General features: G+C 37.7%; 15 protein-coding genes. 12 read left to right on the top strand and 3 right to left on the bottom strand.

Features of this window, described 5'->3' with window-relative positions; translation table 11 throughout:
- Position 1: 1 nt before the first annotated feature.
- The 8 genes from MHB58_RS10030 to MHB58_RS09995 all read left to right on the top strand — a co-directional run bounded on the left by MHB58_RS10030 (position 2) and on the right by MHB58_RS09995 (position 9207).
- Positions 2-1546: a 2-isopropylmalate synthase gene (locus MHB58_RS10030; RefSeq protein WP_340735131.1), complete on the top strand. Its 1545-nt coding sequence runs from the start codon at positions 2-4 to the stop codon at positions 1544-1546.
- A gap of 108 nt (positions 1547-1654) precedes the next feature.
- A complete protein-coding gene (leuB, locus tag MHB58_RS10025) occupies positions 1655-2755 on the top strand; it encodes a 3-isopropylmalate dehydrogenase (protein ID WP_340735130.1) in 1101 nt (366 codons plus the stop codon).
- Positions 2756-2825: 70 nt separating this feature from the next.
- Positions 2826-4235 (top strand): 3-isopropylmalate dehydratase large subunit, encoded by a 1410-nt coding sequence (leuC, locus tag MHB58_RS10020; protein WP_008403672.1) that lies wholly within the window; start codon positions 2826-2828, stop codon positions 4233-4235.
- Positions 4236-4247: 12 nt separating this feature from the next.
- Positions 4248-4838, top strand: coding sequence for a 3-isopropylmalate dehydratase small subunit (gene leuD / locus MHB58_RS10015; protein WP_065215903.1), 591 nt, complete (start codon positions 4248-4250; stop codon positions 4836-4838).
- Positions 4839-4960: 122 nt separating this feature from the next.
- Positions 4961-5527 (top strand): ABC transporter substrate-binding protein, encoded by a 567-nt coding sequence (locus MHB58_RS10010; RefSeq protein ID WP_340735129.1) that lies wholly within the window; start codon positions 4961-4963, stop codon positions 5525-5527.
- A gap of 128 nt (positions 5528-5655) precedes the next feature.
- Positions 5656-6999 (top strand): spore germination protein, encoded by a 1344-nt coding sequence (locus tag MHB58_RS10005; protein WP_065215905.1) that lies wholly within the window; start codon positions 5656-5658, stop codon positions 6997-6999.
- On the top strand, positions 6996-8111 hold the full coding sequence (locus tag MHB58_RS10000) for a GerAB/ArcD/ProY family transporter (protein WP_065215906.1): 1116 nt from the start codon (positions 6996-6998) through the stop codon (positions 8109-8111). The genes MHB58_RS10005 and MHB58_RS10000 overlap by 4 nt, the downstream gene beginning before the upstream one ends.
- Positions 8086-9207 carry a Ger(x)C family spore germination protein gene (locus MHB58_RS09995; RefSeq protein WP_340735128.1) on the top strand — a complete coding sequence of 374 codons (1122 nt, stop codon included), beginning with the start codon at positions 8086-8088 and terminating at the stop codon, positions 9205-9207. The genes MHB58_RS10000 and MHB58_RS09995 overlap by 26 nt, the downstream gene beginning before the upstream one ends.
- Positions 9208-9272: 65 nt before the next feature.
- On the opposite strand, the gene MHB58_RS09990 is transcribed toward MHB58_RS09995, so the two are convergent.
- Positions 9273-11009: an ABC transporter ATP-binding protein gene (locus MHB58_RS09990; RefSeq protein WP_340735127.1), complete on the bottom strand. Its 1737-nt coding sequence runs from the start codon at positions 11007-11009 to the stop codon at positions 9273-9275.
- A 167-nt stretch (positions 11010-11176) separates the two neighbouring features.
- Between MHB58_RS09990 and MHB58_RS09985 the strand changes: the two genes are divergently transcribed.
- The 3 genes from MHB58_RS09985 to MHB58_RS09975 are packed head-to-tail and all read left to right on the top strand — an operon-like array spanning position 11177 to position 15919.
- On the top strand, positions 11177-12574 hold the full coding sequence (locus tag MHB58_RS09985) for an ABC transporter permease (RefSeq protein WP_340735126.1): 1398 nt from the start codon (positions 11177-11179) through the stop codon (positions 12572-12574).
- Between the two features lie 14 nt (positions 12575-12588).
- Positions 12589-14085: an ABC transporter permease gene (locus MHB58_RS09980; protein WP_340735125.1), complete on the top strand. Its 1497-nt coding sequence runs from the start codon at positions 12589-12591 to the stop codon at positions 14083-14085.
- A 19-nt stretch (positions 14086-14104) separates the two neighbouring features.
- Positions 14105-15919, top strand: a complete 1815-nt coding sequence (locus tag MHB58_RS09975) for an ABC transporter substrate-binding protein (protein WP_340735124.1) — start codon at positions 14105-14107, stop codon at positions 15917-15919.
- Positions 15920-15988: 69 nt separating this feature from the next.
- Here the strand turns inward: MHB58_RS09975 and MHB58_RS09970 are convergent, their stop codons facing one another.
- Positions 15989-18496 carry a bifunctional diguanylate cyclase/phosphodiesterase gene (locus tag MHB58_RS09970; RefSeq protein ID WP_340735123.1) on the bottom strand — a complete coding sequence of 836 codons (2508 nt, stop codon included), beginning with the start codon at positions 18494-18496 and terminating at the stop codon, positions 15989-15991.
- A gap of 251 nt (positions 18497-18747) precedes the next feature.
- Between MHB58_RS09970 and MHB58_RS09965 the strand changes: the two genes are divergently transcribed.
- Positions 18748-19749: a hypothetical protein gene (locus MHB58_RS09965; RefSeq protein WP_340735122.1), complete on the top strand. Its 1002-nt coding sequence runs from the start codon at positions 18748-18750 to the stop codon at positions 19747-19749.
- Here the strand turns inward: MHB58_RS09965 and MHB58_RS20300 are convergent.
- Positions 19662-19919: a hypothetical protein gene (locus tag MHB58_RS20300; protein WP_445683157.1), complete on the bottom strand. Its 258-nt coding sequence runs from the start codon at positions 19917-19919 to the stop codon at positions 19662-19664. The genes MHB58_RS09965 and MHB58_RS20300 overlap by 88 nt on opposite strands.
- Positions 19920-19999: the final 80 nt, after the last annotated feature.

Here is a 19999-nt window from a genome sequence, read left to right as displayed (position 1 = left end):
TATGAGAAAAATTGACATTTTTGATACAACATTGCGCGACGGAGAACAATCGGCCGGTATTAACTTAAATACTGCAGAGAAAGTAGAAATCGCAAAACAACTAGAGCGTTTAGGTGTCACAATTATTGAGGCGGGATTTCCTGCCTCATCTCCAGGTGACTTTGAGGCGGTATCATTAATCGCGAAAACAGTGAAAAATTCAATCGTCACAGGTTTAGCACGTGCTGTTAAAAGCGATATTGATGCCGTGTGGGAAGCAATTCGCCATGCTGAACAGCCACATGTCCATACATTTATTGCAACAAGCCCGATTCATATGGAATATAAGCTAAAGAAAAATCCGGATGAAGTAATCGAGCAAGCCGTAACAGCTGTAAAGTATGCAAAGGAAAAATTCTCACTTGTAGAATTTTCTGCTGAAGACGGGTTCCGTTCAGATAAAGAATTTTTAGTTCGAATTTGCCGGGAAGTTATTAAAGCTGGTGCAACAACGATCAATATTCCGGATACAGTTGGTTACGCATCACCGGAAGAATACGGCGCTTTATTCCGTTATTTACGTGAAAACGTGATCGGTGCAGAAAAGATTAAATTTTCGGCACATTGTCATGACGATTTAGGTATGGCAGTTGCAAACTCTTTGGCAGCGATCGAAAACGGTGCAGACCAAGTAGAATGTACGATTAACGGACTAGGCGAACGTGCAGGAAATGCCGCATTGGAAGAAATCGGTGTTGCCCTACATATTCGTAAAGACTTCTATGGTGTTGAAACAGGACTGAATTTAAAAGAAATTAAACGTACATCACAGATGGTAAGCCGTTTAACAAATGTAGTCATTCAACCAAACAAAGCAGTTGTCGGTAAAAATGCATTTGCACATGAATCAGGAATTCACCAGGATGGTGTATTAAAAAATCCTGAGACATATGAAATCATATCTCCAGCACTTATCGGAGAAGATGATATCCCGTTAGTTTTAGGAAAACATTCAGGCCGCGCAGCATTCCGTGATCGTGCGGAAACAATGGGATTCCAGTTATCGGATGAAAAGCTGAACAAAGCTTTCGCTGAGTTTAAAAAATTGGCCGATCGCAAAAAAGAAGTGACAGAAGAAGATTTAACAACAATCTTAACTGAGCAGCAAGTTTCAATAGAAGATGTTCCATTATTTGAACTTAAATCAGTCCAAGTTCAGTACGGTACAGAAAATATTCCAACTGCCACTGCATCAGTCATTACTCCTGAAGGGGAGTTGAAAACACTTGCTTCAACAGGATCGGGTTCAGTCGAAGCTATTTTTAATACACTTGAGCAGCTTGTTGGAGGTAAAGTTAATATTTTGGACTACCGAGTACAATCAGTTGGTAAAGGTCGTGATGCACTTGGGGAAGCGGTCATTAATTTAAAATATAATGGCTACACATCAACAGGACGCGACTCTGCACAGGATGTGCTGGAAGCAAGCGCAAAAGCATATTTAAATGCAGTGAACCGGCAATTGATTCAACAGCAAGTACGCGAAAAACTGGCAATTACGATTTAACAGATTGTACGAACTAATTGCAATCTTCTTATATTATCATTAGCGCCATCCTAATTGGTGGCGCTTCTACATCAAGTTACTTCACGTAGAAAGAAAGGTGTTTTACAAATGGAAAAGATAATTACAGTACTACCAGGTGACGGCATTGGTCCAGAGGTTGTTGCAAGTGCAGTAAAAGTATTACAAGTAATCGGGAAACGTTTTAAGCATACATTTCATTTAAACTACGCGGCAATCGGTGGAGCTGCAATTGATCAGTACAACAACCCGTTACCGGAAGAAACAATTGCGATGTGTGAAGCAAGTGATGCCATTTTATTAGGCGCGGTAGGTGGTCCAAAATGGGATAATAACCCGCCAGCATTGCGTCCGGAAAAAGGTTTACTGAAAATCCGCAAGCACTTCGATTTATTTGCGAATTTACGTCCTGTGAAAGCATTCCCAAGTTTACTTGCATCTTCTCCATTAAAGCGTGAAGTTGCGGAAAATGTAGACTTAATGATCGTCCGTGAATTAACAGGAGGGCTATACTTCGGAGAACCACGTAAAAAAACAGATGCAGGTGCTATTGATACATGTGTGTATTCCCGTGAAGAAATCGAACGTATTGTCGAAAATGCATTCGAATTAGCACGATTACGCCGAGGAAAACTTTGCTCAGTAGATAAAGCAAATGTACTGGATACATCCCGTTTATGGCGTGAAATTGTAGAAGAGAAGAAAAAGCAGTACCCAGATGTAGAAACAGAACACAACTTAGTTGACTCAGTGGCAATGAAACTGATTACAAATCCGGGTCATTATGATGTCATCGTTACAGAAAACTTATTCGGCGACATTTTAAGTGATGAAGCTTCTGTAATTACGGGTTCATTAGGTGTATTACCTTCTGCATCAATTCGCGGCGATAATTTTGGACTTTATGAGCCTGTACATGGTTCAGCACCTGAAATTGCTGGCCAAGGTGTTGCAAACCCGGCAGCAACAATTCTTTCAGTAGCAATGATGCTTCAATATTCATTTGGCTTAAAAGAAGAAGCAGCTGAAATCGAGCGTGCTGTTGCAGCCGTATTCGAAGATGGCTACTACACAGCCGATTTAGCCCAGGAACATACACGTACATTAACAACAGAAGAATGGACAGAAAAAGTACTAAACGAAATCGATGCAAGTTTCGTCTCAGACAGCATTATGATTTCATATAACTAATAATTCAGATAAAAGGAAAAGTAGTTGGTTTTGAATCAACACTATATATGGTTAAGGAACGGTGAGAACTATGGGGAAAAATATTATAGAAAAAGTGTGGGAACAGCATGTCGTACATCGTGAAGAAGGAAAGCCGGACTTACTTTATATTGACCTGCATTTAATACACGAAGTTACAAGTCCTCAAGCATTCGAAGGACTTCGCCTGGCAGGACGAAAAGTGCGTCGTACTGATCTTTCGTTCGCAACTATGGATCATAACGTACCGACTAAAAACCTGCCGACGATTAACGATCCGATCGCAAAAAAACAAATTATGACACTTGCAGAAAACGCAAAAGAATTCGGTATCGAATTAGCTGATATCGGCCATCCAGATCAAGGGATCGTTCACGTAATTGGACCGGAATTAGGACTGACGCAACCTGGTAAAACAATCGTTTGCGGTGATTCCCATACAGCGACACACGGTGCATTCGGCGCAATCGCATTTGGAATCGGTACATCAGAAGTAGAACATGTATTATCGACACAAACATTATGGCAATTAAAGCCGCCAACAATGGAAATCCGTGTGAACGGTGAACTTGGTGTTGGTGTAACAGCGAAAGACATCATTTTAGCGATTATTGCAAAATGGGGAATCGGTGTTGGTACAGGGCATATCGTGGAGTATACAGGTGAAGCAATCCGCAAGCTCTCTATGGAAGAGCGCATGACAATCTGTAATATGTCGATTGAAGCAGGAGCAAAAGCAGGCCTGATTTCACCGGATGAAACGACGGTTGAATTTTTACGCGGTCGACGTCACGTACCTCAAGGAGATAAATTTGAGGAAGCGGCAAAATACTGGTTAAGTCTTGCGTCGGATGCAGATGCAACATATGATGTAGTCCTTGAAATTGACGCACAGGAAATCGAGCCGATTGTAACATGGGGCACAAATCCAGCGATGGGTGTCGGCGTTTCAAAAACAGTCCCTACTGCTGCTGATTATGACAATGAAACAGATAGATCCGCTTTAAACAAAGCACTGAAGTATATGGATTTACAAGAAGGCCAAAAAATTACAGATATTGAAATTCAACATGTATTTATCGGATCTTGTACGAACTCCCGTATTAACGACTTACGTGCAGCTGCTGAAATTGTAAAAGGTGAAAAGCTTGCACCGGGGGTTAAAGGGATTGTTGTTCCTGGTTCTTGGTCGACAAAACGCCAGGCAGAAGAAGAGGGTCTACATCTAATATTCCTTGATGCTGGCTTTGAATGGCGTGAATCAGGCTGTTCTGCTTGCTTAGGGATGAATGAAGATGTAATTCCAGCGGGTGAACGATGTGCTTCTACATCTAACCGTAACTTTGAAGGACGTCAAGGTGCAGGTGCACGCACACATCTTGTATCACCGGCGATGGCAGCAGCAGCTGCAATTCACGGACGTTTTGTCGATGTTCGTAAGCTACAAAAGCAGGAAGCATAAGGAGAGATCAGCATGAAACCGATTAATATTGTAAATAGTATCTATGCACCACTTGATCGTAAAAACGTCGATACAGACCAGATTATTTCGAAGGAATTTTTAAAGCGCATCGAACGTACAGGATTCGGACAATTCGTATTTTATCACTGGCGTTTTGATGAAAACGGCAATCCAATCGGGGATTTCGTATTAAATAAACCGGAATATAAAAACGCTGAAATTTTAGTGGCACAAGATAACTTTGGCTGTGGCTCATCACGTGAGCACGCTCCATGGGCTATCCTTGATTACGGATTCCGAGTTGTCATCGCACCAAGTTTTGCGGATATCTTCCATAATAACTGCTTCAAAAACGGTATTTTACCGATTAAATTAACGGAAAGCGAATGTGACGAACTGTTAGAAAAAGGATTAGCAGAAGCACAGGCAATTGAAGTTAATTTAGAACAGCAAACGGTTACTACGGGTTATGGCAAAACGTATTCATTTGAAATTGATCCATACTATAAACAAATGTTATTGAATGGATGGGACGAAATTTCTCTTACATTCCAATATGAAGAGCAAATTACTGCTTACGAGAAAAATCGCGTAGCATACTAATAGATGAGCCTGTTACTTTGGGAACCCCCCTTAGTAGCAGGCTCTGTCTTATTTTACCGGTTGTTACGCTATTTTGGCGATGCTATAATTTAATTCATTGTGTAAGTATCGGGAGTGTAATTATGAATAAATTATGGGTTTGGATCGGGATTATTTTAGTTATTGGGTTTATCATCAATTACTGGATGTTAATCGTTGGAGCCGTTGCTCTGTATTATGGAATGAAGAAACTTGTAAAATATTCTAAAGAGAAACAGCAACAAAAAGCGCTAATAGCAGAACAACAGCAAATAATAGAAAATCAATCATCGATCGAGTATAAAATGGAAAGATTGCTAATTTTAACAAATAATATTGATCCCAATGGATATAAGCGCCAATTGTATAAAAATAAGCAGCAATTGGATTTAAGGGATTACTGGTATAAATATTTGGATTTACGCGCAAAACTCATTTTGAATGACACACCTACATACCGTGAAGAGGAAGTTTTGCACATAATGTGTGATGAACTGCTAATACGAATGGATAACTTGGAAATAGAAGTAACAGATGCGGTCAAAAAAGAATTTATTGAAGAAAACTTAATGCCATTGCTAAAAGATGTAGTGGAAATCATGGAAGATATCAGCCCAGTGAAAACAATTAATATGGATGCATACCGCTTATTAAAAAAGAATAAACAATAAGTTATGGAAACCCTCCTCATCAGAGAGGGTTTTTTTCATTGGGTTTAACCCAAAATTAACCTTAGTTGAATAGTATTTCTCGTTTTGGGCACTCTATAAAAAAGTTTAGCTAAGATTGGAGAAATACTATGTCTTCGGCAGAGAACATTAAATGGATTAATGAACAATTCAAAGATACAAATGAATTAACAACGAAGACGTTGGAAGATGACGATAAAAAAGCAGAGCTATTTTATATTAAGCCGCTCATCGATGTGGAGTTACTTCAAAAAATTGTCATTAAACCCTATTTTGAAATGCAATCTGAAACTAAATTTATCCGATATCTGAAAGCTTTGCCTCAATTTCAGGACAGTAAGTCGAAAGAACAGCTTACTGTGGAAGTTTTAAACGGCAATGTGCTAATTTTCATACAAAATAAGTTTTACCTGCTCGATTTGAAATTTTCTTACAATGATCAGGCCAATACGGCATCTGTTGAAACGACAATACATGGTTCGCAGCTGGCACTAAGCGACAATATCGCAACCAATATCAATTTGATTCGTTCCGATTACCATCAACCAACATTGTTTGTGGAATATTCCACGACGGGACAAGTAAACAACCATAAATTGGCTATCATATATGATAAAGATAAAGTAAATGAAAATGTGCTGAATATCATTACCGAAAAACTTCAGCAAGTGGATAAGCAAGTTATTACATCTACCGTTCAGCTGAGTAACTATTTAAACAACAAAAAGTTTTCATTATTCCCTCAAATGATTATGACCGAACGTCCGGATCGGATTGTCTATAATTTGTCTGGAGGGAAGGTGATATTAATGATGGATGGAAATCCCCAGGCTTTGATTGCTCCTGTATATTTCTTCGATTTCATGACGTCGATGGAAGATAATTACCATTCATTCTTTATTTCATTTTTTCTTAAATTTCTTCGATATACAGGGCTATTCATAAGTCTCCTTTTACCGGGTCTATATATTGGGATTACTTCTTTCGCGCCGGAAGTATTCAGGACTGAGCTCGCACTGACGATAGCCGGAAGTCGTACAGGTGTTCCATTTTCTTCATTCGTGGAAGTATTGTTCATGCTGTTTTTTATGGAAATGCTGCTGGAAGCCAGTATCCGTCTACCGAAAACGATAAGTGCAACTGCTACAACTGTTGGAGGATTAATTTTAGGGTCTGCGGTAACAGAAGCCTCACTTGCATCGGATATTATGATTATTATCGTTTCCGCAGTAGCGATCTCTACCTTCGTCATTCCGATCAATGAAATGGCATTTTCCATCAGGGTAATCCGACTTATATTTATCCTTGCAGCGACCATATTCGGTTTGGCTGGATTAACATTGGGACTGTATGCGTTTATTATGTATTTAGTAAGCATCGACAGCTTCGGGGAGCCTTATCTGAAATTCAACCGGAAGATGAAAAACAAGGTGGAGGCGGGTGAGAAAACGTGAGCCGGTTTTATTACTATTTGATTATCATTAATATGATGGCAAACATTATTGCATCTGTTCCTGCCATTCTTTTGCATTATCATAAAGAAGGTACTGTCATTTCGATGATTTTATCGATTGGAGCAGGAGTTGTCCTTGTAACGATCTATACAAGATTTTTTCTTTCATATCCCGGTAAGACATTACCTGAACTGCTGGAAAAAACGACTTCAAAATGGTTTTACCTGCCCTTCGTATTTGCTCTTGCAGTCCTCTGGTTTATAGCCGGGCTCATTACACTCATTACATTTACATTTTTGCTGATTCGCTACTTAAGCCCAGAAATGCCGATTGTTCAAATTTGCTTGACACTTATATTAGCAGTTATTTTTGGGGCATTAATGAAAACTGATCGCGTGCTGTATACGGTGGAGATGATTTTAATTATCACTAGCCCCTTGATTCTTTTCATATTTTATAAGGCATATAGCAGCGCAAGCCTTAATTGGGATTTTGTTATGGAAGCTGTCTTATATATTAACCAACTTCCAAACTGGCATTCATTTTCCGCTTGCTTCTTTTTATTTTTGGGTGCCGCGAACTTGTTTATCTTCAATCGGTATTTTACGGATAAACAGACATTTGGTTTTAAGCAGATAATGGTGATTATCTCTATATGTTTGGGTACATTATTTACAACTTATTTTGTACCGATTGGTTTTAATGGTTTTGAAGGAATCAATGAACTTGTCTATCCTTGGATTTCGACGACCGATTCAATTAAAATGGATTATTTTATTATTGAACGGGTATTGTTTATGTTTTTACTTTTTTATCTAGGAATCGCCTTTTTAAGTATTCTGATTCACTGGCATGCATCAATGGAGTTTCTGAAATTTGTGTTCAAGCTGGAAAAAATTAAATTTAAAAATATAAGCATTGGCAAATTTTTACCGCTTCCCATTTTTACTGCCATTTCCATATTTCTGGCGAAAGAATTGACTGAATACCAGCTGTTTCGGTATACGAGTTATTTTTATGATGCACTGGTCTTTATTTTCCCCAGTATGATTCTGGTGTTTATGTACATTAAGAGGAGGATGAAAAATGAAATACCTACCTCCAAAAATTAATACAGGCATTGTAATTTTGATATTTTGTACATTATTTTTGTCGGGCTGTGCCTTTAAAGATATTGATAAAAGTGTTTTTGTTGCAATGATTGCCATTGATACATCAGACGATGAGAAAAAACCGTACAAAGTTACATTAAAGCTCTATGAACCAACTGGCTCATTCAAAGAGGCAACAGAACCTGAGTACTCCTATTTAACGGAAAATGGTGAATCATTATCGGAAGCGATTCGAAAAATGGAATCCTATTCAGATAAGGAGCTCGAATTTGGGCATTCCAAGCTCATCGTTTTAGGTGAAGAACTTCTAAAAAAAAACAAAAATGAAGAGATTTTGGACTTTTTGCTGAGAAGAGCCGATATACAAATGATTTCCTGGATTACTGTGGGTAGGCCGACCGCAGAAGAAGTAATTAAAATGGTTCCGCAAGGGGAATCAGCGGCATACCCAGAGCTCTTTAATTATTTTGAAAATAACGGAACAAATACTCCCTACATTGTAACAACTCACTTATTTAAATTTAGAAGAAATATGAAGGAAAATGGGATTGATTCCGTATTACCCATTATTGAAATGAATAAGGAAGCAGAGCATTTTGAAATAAATAAATCTTTACTTATCGCACAAAATAAAGAGCCTCATGAATTGAATCCATTGAATACAATGATATACAATATGCTGATTAGGAATACGGATGCTAATCTACTGATAAACGAAGACGGTGATTATTTTATAGCCTATATTGATACAATTAAATCAAAATATAAAGTCAATATAAAAGATCAGCATGATATAAAACTCGATTTGCAAATAAATTTAAACGGTTCGATATCAGAATCGAAAAAGCCCATGAAAAATAAGGATTTGCCATTATATAATGAGGAATTAAAAAAAGAATCAGAAGATAAAATTACACAATTTGTTATGGAGATGAAAAAGCACGGCTATGATCCGCTTGGTTTTGGTATTGATTACAAAGCAAAGGTATTTCATAATCGGCGAATGACCGATGCGGAATGGATGGAAGCATACAAAAAAGCTAAAGTAAACGTAACTGTTGTACCAGGATTGAAAAGTACCGGATCAATTCAATAAACAAAAATTTTGGGACAAGGATAAACAAAAGACTTCAAACAAGGTGTTTGAAGTCTTTTTAATATTTATATAGCTACCCAGTGGCCTTTTGTAACTTCAACAAGCTCTGTGTTTTCTACATCGAACCGGTTTGCTGCCAGTTCCTCGTCTGTCATAACATGACGCTTTTTCTGTTTTTCGATAGCCGGATCCGGAATGGGAATAGAGTCTAGCAACATTTTCGTATAAGGATGCTGCGGATTGGCATACAGCTCTTCACTTTCTGCCAGCTCAACAATTTTTCCGCCATACATCACAGCTACACGATCACTAATATGTTTCACCATTGACAGGTCATGTGCAATAAACAAATATGTTAATCCTAATCGCTGCTGCAAATCCTTCAATAAATCAACGACTTGCTTTTGAATGGACACATCAAGCGCGGATAACGGCTCATCACAAACGATGAATTGAGGTTCCACAGCAAGAGCACGTGCAATTCCGATACGCTGACGTTGACCGCCGCTGAACTCATGCGGATAACGAAGCGCATGTTCTTTTTTTAAACCGACGAGCTCCAATAATTCTTCTACTCGTGCCCGGCGTGATTCTTTGGAAGGGGACAGTTTATGAACATCCAGTGCTTCTCCGATAATATCCAATATTTTTTTTCGCGGATTTAAACTTGAATAAGGATCCTGGAAAATAATTTGCATATGACGACGCATACTTTTTAGCTCATTTTTCGTTAAGCGACTAACCGGTACGCCTTTATAAAGTACTTCACCGTCTGTTGGCTCGTGTAGCTGCAACAATGTTCGGCCGGTTGTCGATTTACCGGAACCTGATTCACCAACAAGCCCTAATGTTTCACCCGGATAAATCTGAAATGATAAATCATTCACCGCTTTTAATACATTGCCTTTTGCTAATTCAAAATGTTTGGATATATTTTTAACTTCGACTAACGGCACATTTATATTCAAGTCAGGCGACAAGTTTGGCAGTTCTTTCGGCTGTTTCGGTTCATGTAGCTTCGGCAAAGCGTTCAACAGTCGTTTCGTATAAGGATGCTGCGGATTGGCAAAAATCTCTTCCGTTGTACCTTGTTCGACGACCTCGCCTTCCTTCATAACAACAACACGATCACACATACCCGCTACGACACCCAAATCATGTGTAATCAATATAATAGATGTACCAAATCGCTGCTGCATGTCCTTCATCAATGATAAAATCTGTGCTTGGATTGTTACGTCAAGCGCTGTTGTCGGTTCATCGGCAATAAGAAGGGAAGGGTTACATGCTAAAGCCATAGCAATCATAACTCGTTGTCGCATCCCGCCGCTAAATTCATGGGGGTACTGATTATAACGTTCTTCACTATTTTTTATTCCGACTAATTTTAATAGTTCAATTGTTTTTAAATGTGCTTCCTTTTTCGAAAGCCCTTGATGTTTCATTATACCTTCTGCAATTTGGTCACCAATACGAATAGTTGGGTTTGTAGAGGTCATCGGATCCTGGAAAATCATACTAATGTCTTTTCCGCGAATCGCTTCCATTTGATTTTCCGTTTGGGTAATTAGATTTTTTCCTTGGAATTCAATCGTTCCATCTTTTAAGAAAGAAGGAGGAGATGGAAGTAAACGCATAATTGAACGGGCCGTTACACTTTTTCCGCTACCGGATTCTCCTACAATTCCGACTGTTTCACCCTCGTTTACATGAAAACTTACGCCTTTAACGGCTTCGAATTCTTGCTCGCCAGTTATAAAAGATACACGTAAATCCTTTACTTGAAGCAACTTTTTACTCATAACATGCTCATCCTTTAATAAAAATAAAATAATTTCATTGACTTCTGAATGTTCGTTCTACATAATACATTACTATACAGGTAGGAATTATACAATATTTAAAGTTTGAAAATTCTTTACACAGTAAGGGTGGAGAGAATTGGTAAGAAAGGAGCTGCTTTTGTTTCATGCAGCATTTATTTTTTGAAAGCTTTCAAAAAAATGCTTCGAAAAAGAGTTATTATTTTGCTTTTGTATTGCTCGGCTTGTTCGTACACATTTTCACAGTTCCGCTCTATTTAATGAATCGATCCAAATCAACGTATGCGGAAAAGGCTATGAATGTGAAGAGACAAATAATAGAAGACGAGAAAGTATTCGAGTGGCATAAGCAATATGAAGTAGAAGAACGGACGAAAGCTCAGTTTTTCAATCGAAAGGTCGATGAGCAAACTATTATTCAAGCTGCGAAAGCGCTTGCCCAGCAAAAATTGGAGCGAGAGATAGAAAAAAGGCTTGCGGCAAATGGAGTAGTGGAAAACTCCTACAAAAATTATTTTAGTACACTATTAGAACGTCCGAACTTTTTACTGATTACAATAATTCCTGGTATTTTAATGTATGCTTTACTACTCATTACGAGTAATCCATTTACTCGCTTTATTTTTGAGCGCTTATTACAAAGTGTGTTCGTTATTATTGGGGTAGCAACGCTTGTGTTTACGATTTTGTATATTTCACCGTTTGACCCTGCCCGTAATTTGCTAGGGGTAGAGGCAACTCCTGCACAAGTCGAAAACTTTAATAAGCTATACGGGTTGGATCAGCCCTACTTAGTACAGCTTTGGCATTCACTGTCAGGTCTGTTTACATTTGATTTAGGAACATCTTTTGCAGGGAAAGAAGATGTCACACAAAGCATATTAAACAAATTTCCTGTAACACTTGAAATCGCAATGTTCTCATTACTGATGGCGATTGCAATAGCGATTCCGGTCGGTATTGTTTCTGCAGTGCGTCCAAATTCATTTATTGATTATGTATTTATGCTAATCGCATTAATCGGACTATCCATTCCAAGTTTCTGGCAAGGGCTAATTTTTATATTGACGTTCTCGCTGGAATTAAAATGGTTCCCGGCAACGTATAATCCGAGCAACTGGATGTCACTCGTTCTGCCAATTGTTGTACTTGGAACATCTATAACAGCATCAATTGCGCGTATGACAAGGTCCAGTATGCTGGAAGTAATCCATGAAGATTATATTATTACAGCAAAAGCAAAAGGGTTAAGTGAACGAAAAATAATTACTAAGCACGCGATCCGTAATGCGATGATTCCGATTATTACAGTTATTGGCCTGCTGTTCGGCGGAATGCTAGGCGGTGCTGCAGTAACAGAGAAAGTATTTAATATTAGCGGTATTGGAAGTTATATTGTCGACAAGCAATTTATTCCGGATATCCCGGCAATTTTGGGTGGGGTTGTTTATATTGCGATCACCATTTCCATAGTGAATATGCTGATCGATATTTTATACGCTTTCTTTGACCCAAGAATTCGTTCGAAAATGAAAAAATCTTAGGAGAGGGTAACGACGTGAAATTTATATCAGATGTAAAACTGCTGTTGAAAATAACACAAGAGTATGTAAATGCACAGTTTACCATTGCTTTTTCTGCGATTTTTTCATTGCTGTTTTTACTTTATAGTTTTAATTTTTTAGAAGGTGTATGGCGGCCTTATGTACTTGCATTTTTTGCGATATATATTGGTACAACAATATACGTATGGCTCATATCACTGCTTATTAAAAAGGATTTAGCGGAGCACCGAGAACTGACAAAGCGTACACGACTTCTCGGCATTCCATTGATTTTAACCATTTTCGTCGGGAATGTATTTGCTGCTGGATATGGCTTTATGCTCGCAACGAAAAACAAAACGGCAGAATATACTTTTGCTGTTTATGCATTTTTGACACAAATATTCATTATCCTGATTTCAGGATTAAATTTGTTCAAACCATATGTAGTCGATACATTTGTTCTTGCTATGGGCGGATTTATCTTACTAGCATTGCTGTATTTAGCAACAGCTGTGTTAATTGCGAAGTTTGTCACGGTTGATACAGCACCTAAATGGATGCTGCCGCTTGGAATTGTACTGCTTATTCCAACAGTGACAGGCAATTTTTTCTCGCTATTGCTAGGCATTACACTAATTCGTAAAGCGCGGAATTCAGATCCATCCGCTGTGGAGAAATGGCAAAAAACGTGGAATAAAATATTACGTAATACGATGGCGGTTTTTGGCCTGTTTTTCATCGTTTTCATGTTCAGTTTATCGGTTGTCAGCTCATGGACCTTTGATTATGACTTTGCAGTTGAAAACAATTATGCGGTATTGCTGCAAACACCGTCACTTGAATATCCGTTAGGTACCGATAATTTTGGCAGGGATTTATTTTCCCGAATTGTATTCGGTGCGCAGATATCTTTAATTGTTGGTTTCAGTGCAACGATCATTCCCGCAATAATCGGCGGTGCGCTCGGTGCGATTTCAGGCTATTACGGAAAAAATACCGACAATATCATTATGCGTGCATTGGACATTTTATATGCAATTCCTGGTATTCTGTTGGCGATTGCGATTATTGCCGCATTTGGTGCAAATACGACCAATTTGATTATCGCATTAAGTGTCGGCGCAATTCCGACCTATGCGAGAACGATGCGGGCAAATGTTCTGCAGATTTCAAACTATGAATTTGTTGAGTCCGCCCGCGCATTAGGGGCAAATGACCGTTCGATTATTTTCAAGCATATTGTCCCAAATGCATTAGCACCAATGATAGTTAAAGCAACATTAACAATCGGAGGAGCCGTTATTTCAACTAGTAGTTTAAGTTTCCTCGGGTTAGGTATTGAACCGCACATACCGGAGTGGGGAAATATTTTAAAAGTTGGAAGTACGTATTTAGAGTCACACTCATATTTAGCGATTTTCCCGGGGCTATGTATTATGCTGCTTGTTTTATCGTTTAACTTTTTCGGCGATGGACTGCGTGACGCATTGGACCCAAAATCTAATTAACTTTTTGGAGGAATTTTTCATGAATAAAAAATTATTTACGTTAGCATCAACAGCAACAGTGGCAGCAGTAGCATTAGCGGGCTGTGTCGAAACAAAATCGGATGTAAAAGAAAATGATTCAGCAACTACTGAAACGGCTGGGACAAAGCCAGTCATCGAATTACTTGGTATGGCTTCTTCTGAGCAGGACATGAACATCGTACGTGACCAGTTAGTGAAGAACGGTTTCGATGTAAAACTGAATATCCAACCGGATTACGGTTCATTCACAGCACAGCAAGATGCGGGTAACTTTGACATTGCCATTTCAAGTTGGACGACTGTAACAGGTAACCCTGACTATGCAGTACGCGGATTATTCAAAACTGGTGGGGACTACAGCCGTATATCAGATGAAACAGTCGACAAATTAATCGATGAAGCGAGTACGCTAACAGGTGATGAAGCAAAGGAAAAATATAAAGAGCTGGAACAAGCTTTAGTATTCGACAATGCCTATATTGCTCCATTATATATTTCTCAAAAGTTCCAAGGTATTTATAAAGCAGAAGTAAATCCTGATACAGTACGGCTGCCAAAATCACGTGCTCAAGCATGGGAAACAATTTCATTCAATGATGAAGCGAAAAATGCTTCAGAAACATTGGTCCTTCACCAAGCATTAGCTTCATTAACATCACTTGATCCGGTTAAAGCAAACGATGGCTCGATTAATACATTAAACACAAATATGTATGTTCGTTTAGTAAACTTATCGGATACAGATGAAGTCGTATCAGAAGGCTCACTTTCTTATGACTACGCAGTAGCCGAAAACAATGAAGAGTATTATTTCGTGCTCCGCGATGATATTAACTTCGCAAAAGTGGAAGGCGAAAAAGCAGTCGATACAGGGGATTTAGTTTCAGCAGAAGATGTTGTATTCTCATTAAACCGTGCAAAAGACGAAACATCAGTTCCGGATCACCGCACATATTCAATCCATGAAAATATTGATACAGTTGAAATCGTATCGGATATTACTTCATTGGAATCAGTGAAAACAGCAGATGGCAAGTCTGTTTTAGAAGAATTATCAGATGACCTGCCTGCAGCAATTTCTGAAGTTGTGAAAGATGAAAAAGATGTAGACAATGCAGCAGGGAAATACCAAGTTGTAAAACTAACAACGCCAAATCCATTCCCGCAAGTATTAAACTACTTAGCGCACCAATCTGGCGGAATTGTATCTGAAGCTGCGGTAACTGCAGTGAACACATTTGATGTAGCAAGCTATGACCCGAACACGGATATCGCATACGGTGATCAATCGACTGTTACGGAAGGCGCAAGCTATGCAAACCATTTAGCAGCATCAGGTCCGTATATTTTAGTTAAGAAAAATGACTATGAAGCAACATTCGTGAAAAACCCTGCTTACCAGGCAGGAACTGAAAACGAACCGAAAATTGAAAATATCAGCGTTCGTTTCATCCAGGATAATGACAGTGCACTATCAGCATTGCGAAATGGTGAAATCCACGTATTACAATCAGTTCCTGAAACGAAAACAGATGTAGTTGAAGGCGATGAAAACTTACAATTAAAAACAGCCGACAGCAACGCAGTATCGTACTTATTGTTCAATACAAGCGGTCGTGAAACAGCAAAATCTGCAGACTTACGTAAAGCAGTCCTTCACTCGATCAATCAAGATGAGTTCATCAGCTACTACCAAGGTAAGAAAAAACCAGCTGTATCAACAGTTTCACCTTTAATTGACACAGGTTTAAAACTGGAAGCAGACAGCGAAAAAGTTAAAGAATTCTTAAAAGCATATAACGAGTCAAAATAACATCATAAAAAACCGAAGCAGCTTTAAAAGTTGCTTCGGTTTATTTGTTTTAATGGATGGAACTAAAGATTATGAAACTTGCGGTGATAAATAACCGGCTTTCATGATGTGTTCAAACATTTCCTTCTTAACGGGTTTGGAAAATAGATAGCCTTGAATTACATCGCAGTCATTCTTCTTGAGGAATTTAAGCTGTTCAAACTCTTCCACACCTTCTGCGACCACATTCATCTCCAACGATTTTGCTAAATTTAATGTAGCACAAATAATACCGTTATCTACCTTGTCCTCATTATTAATATTGTCAATAAATATTTTATCGATTTTAATTTTATTCGGTTTAAACTTTCGAATCGAAGCTAAAGATGCATAGCCGGTACCAAAATCGTCAACCGCGATTCGAATCCCGAGGTCTTTTAAGCTTTGAATCGTTGAATACACACTCGATTCTATATTCAGCAATGTATCTTCTGTAATTTCGAATTCCAAATAGAACGGATCAATACCGTAATGTTCCAACTGTGTTTTCACATGTTGAAACAATCCTTTTTTCATAAATCGGATAGGGGGGACATTAATTGCTATCGGAATGATCGGCAGTCCTTTTTCTTTCCATTCTTTAAGAAGCTGGCAAACCTTTTCAATGACCCAATCAGTAATCCCGTTGATCATATGGTTTTCTTCCGCCAATGGAATAAATTCTCCAGGGGAAACTAATCCCCATTCTTTATGGTTCCAGCGAATTAACGCTTCAGCTCCGCAAAGAGAACCATTGCCTGTTTCCACTTGAGGCTGGAAGTGTAATTCGAATTCCTCATTTGAAATAGCCTTTCGCATATCTCGGTCCAATGCATACTTTTTATAAGATGATAGATCTCCATCATCTGAAGAAAGCTTATAAGTATTTTTCCCATCCTTCTTGGCTTTATAAAGTGCTGTATGAGCATTTTTTAAAAGGGTTAATTTTTCACGGCCTTCTTCTGGATAAAAGGTAATGCCAATACTGGTCGAGATATTCAATTCGTAATCCTGAATAGTAAAGGGTTCTCTTATTTTTTTGATTACTTTTTTGGCATACTGAAGTACTTCTTTTTTATTATTGTAATTTTTTATTATCATAATAAAATCATTGCTGCTCAAACGAGCTAGATAGCTTTCTTTAGGCATTATTTTTTCAAGACGTTGCGCAGTAAACTTTAATGTTTCATCCCCGATAAAATAGCCGAGTGAATCATTGATGATATTAAAGCGGTCAAGGTCAAAATAAAGAATGGCATAAGGATCATCACTTTCGCACATTAAATCCATTTTTTTAAATAAACTTTGCTGATTTGGCAGTCCTGTAAGGTTATCGTAGTTGGATAAATAGTTTATTGTATGTTCTTTTTCGATTTCATAAGTAATATCAGTGACTAATCCGAATATATTCGTTATCTGGCCATGATCATCAAGGCGGGGGACAACTTCTTCAAGCAGCCACTTTGTTGTGCCGCTTCCGGAATTAATTCGATAAATCCACTGGAAACTTTGCCCGTTTATCATTTTCTTTTTACCGTTTGCCAATTCCGGAAGATGGACAGGTTGGATCATGTTATACCACGCTTTTGAATCCTCATAAAGAGTAGAGAGGGGGATCTCCAATATACTCTCCAACCCTTTCGATGCAAAGAGGAATTTACCTCCTATTTTTTCACGCATCCATATACCTGATGTGAGATTATCAAAAATCGATTTATAGCCTTCATTTTGCTCCATTAGCTTCTTTTTAAGCAATGTTTGGTATGTTTCATCCTTAATAATACCGAAGATTTTAGCTGGTTTTCCCTCTTCAAAAAATACTTCAGCATGTACTTTTAAATGTTTTAATTCCTTAGTTTTCCTATGGTAAACTCGAACTTTATGCGTATAGTTTTCACCATCATAAATGGCTTTTTTTAAATATTGTAAAGATATGTCCAAATCTTCTGGATGTATTTGCTTGAATGGCTTATTGATACTTATATATTTTTGATAATCCAGCCCTAACATATTATAAAAGTTTTTGGAACAGATCAGTTTATCTTCATTAAAAACATATTCCCAGCTACCGATTTCTGCTATTTGCTGTGCATAGTTCAAATGATTTTCCCACAGCATTAATTCTTGTTTCAACTCCGTCTTATCCGTATTGTCGGTAATGATTAAATAAATGCCAACAATATATTCTTCTATGATGATTGGAATGAAAGTTAAATCGAGAAATAATGTTTGATTATGGATATTTTTTATTTCCATATTACATTTTTCAGTATGGCCTTGTAATGTTTTATTAAATGTATCTTCGAATAAATCTATGTTATCACCGAATACAAACTGTTGAAAATCATCGTCATTTGTTATCGGTTTACCGAGTAATGCTTGTAATTTTTCATTATTTAATGAAAGTATTTTACCGAATTTAGACAATACAATAACAATATTCGGATGATTATTCGTAAGAGATGTGAAATAATTGAAAAAATCTTTATTTACTTCTTGATTGAGTTTTCGATCTGTAAATAATTGGTTAAATTTATGATAGTTCATATCGTTTTCCATTAAATTTCCACCATCCCTCTATAAAATCCACTTCGTTGATCCGTAAGATTCGTAACACCAATTTGTAAACCGAATTTTACACTATATGATAAAAAAATACTATTTTCGATATTATAATATATTTAAACGTAAAACTTAATGAAAATGTAGGCAATGAGAGTATTTATTAAAAAATGGAAAAATATACAATGACTAGGTAATTTGTGCTAAACTGATTGTAACAGTTTACAATAGGAAGGTAGTTTAAACGTATGAAAAAAACAACATTATACTTGGCTCTCTTGACAACTCCAGCTGTCATCATAACTGCACCTGCATGCATCAATGCTGCAAATGACTGGCAGGTTGAAAATGTGGAAAACCTCATCGATCAGATTAATCCATTTAGCACTACATACGAATATCATTTAATAGAGGCAAAAAATGCATATTATTCATTATCGACATATCAGCAAAGTAATGTTCGTAATTCGACAACACTATTTTATTATTTAGGAAGTACTGATAACCAACAAACTTATTTGAAGATGTTCTCGGATAAAATGGCTGCCATTTCTGCACGAAACAGTACTTTTTTGCGTGATATTGAGGAAGCGAATCGTTATTACCATTCTCTGACGACATCACAGCAAGCGATAATCCCAAATTATTTATACTTACAGCTTCAAAATTATTTGGAAAACATAGCAAAAATGAAAGCAGTACAACTTGATTTTGAAAAATTATCCGTACTGGACAGCAGTTATATTTACAGTTACGAAACTGCCATGAAGGCGTATCAATTATTGCCATATGATTTTCGAATGTTGCTCACACCACTAATGAGTGAGAAAAAGCGTGAGTACGAAACGTATATATCACCAGCAAACAATCGTTCAGTCGCACAACAAGTAATAAATGAAATTTCCAAGCTGTCGACAAGCTCTTCAATGGACGGAGTAGCATCCGTGCGTGCTAAATACAACGGTTTGACGATCTTACAGCAAAACTATGTAGCCAATTATCGAGATTTACTTTATATCGAAGAAGTACAACGCAACACTTCATATGGGTGGGATCCTTATTATATTGATGAAAAGGAAAAGCCAACCGATTATCCGACAAACATAGAAGTTTCAAAAAAAGGACAATTGTATACGGTAGTAATGCCGGCTACAGAAATGAATCAGTATACGAACACAAAAATAGCTGTATCGGATACTATTACACTTATAGAAAGCTGTTTAAAATCAGTAAATGGGATTTTTTTATAATCAGGATCTGAAATTTTGACCCCCGCATATTGCAGCATCCGTATTGATAAAACAGCAGCTTCCTGCCGTGTGACAACTTTCCCTGCATTGAAATAGTTACTATTTGGATGCTCAAGTATACCGGTTTCCAACAGTGCCACTATAGAAGTTTTATACCATTTTCCACTGATATCTAGATACGTGGAACTTTCATTGCACTCGACTATTTACAACTTTAAATTGTGCGGATGGTATAGAATCTTCATTAATT

This window comes from Solibacillus sp. FSL K6-1554 (genome assembly GCF_038005185.1).
GTDB classification, from domain to species: domain Bacteria; phylum Bacillota; class Bacilli; order Bacillales_A; family Planococcaceae; genus Solibacillus; species Solibacillus silvestris.
The sequence above is the reverse complement of the archived record's forward strand: the minus strand, read 5'-3'. Positions and strand labels throughout refer to the sequence as shown.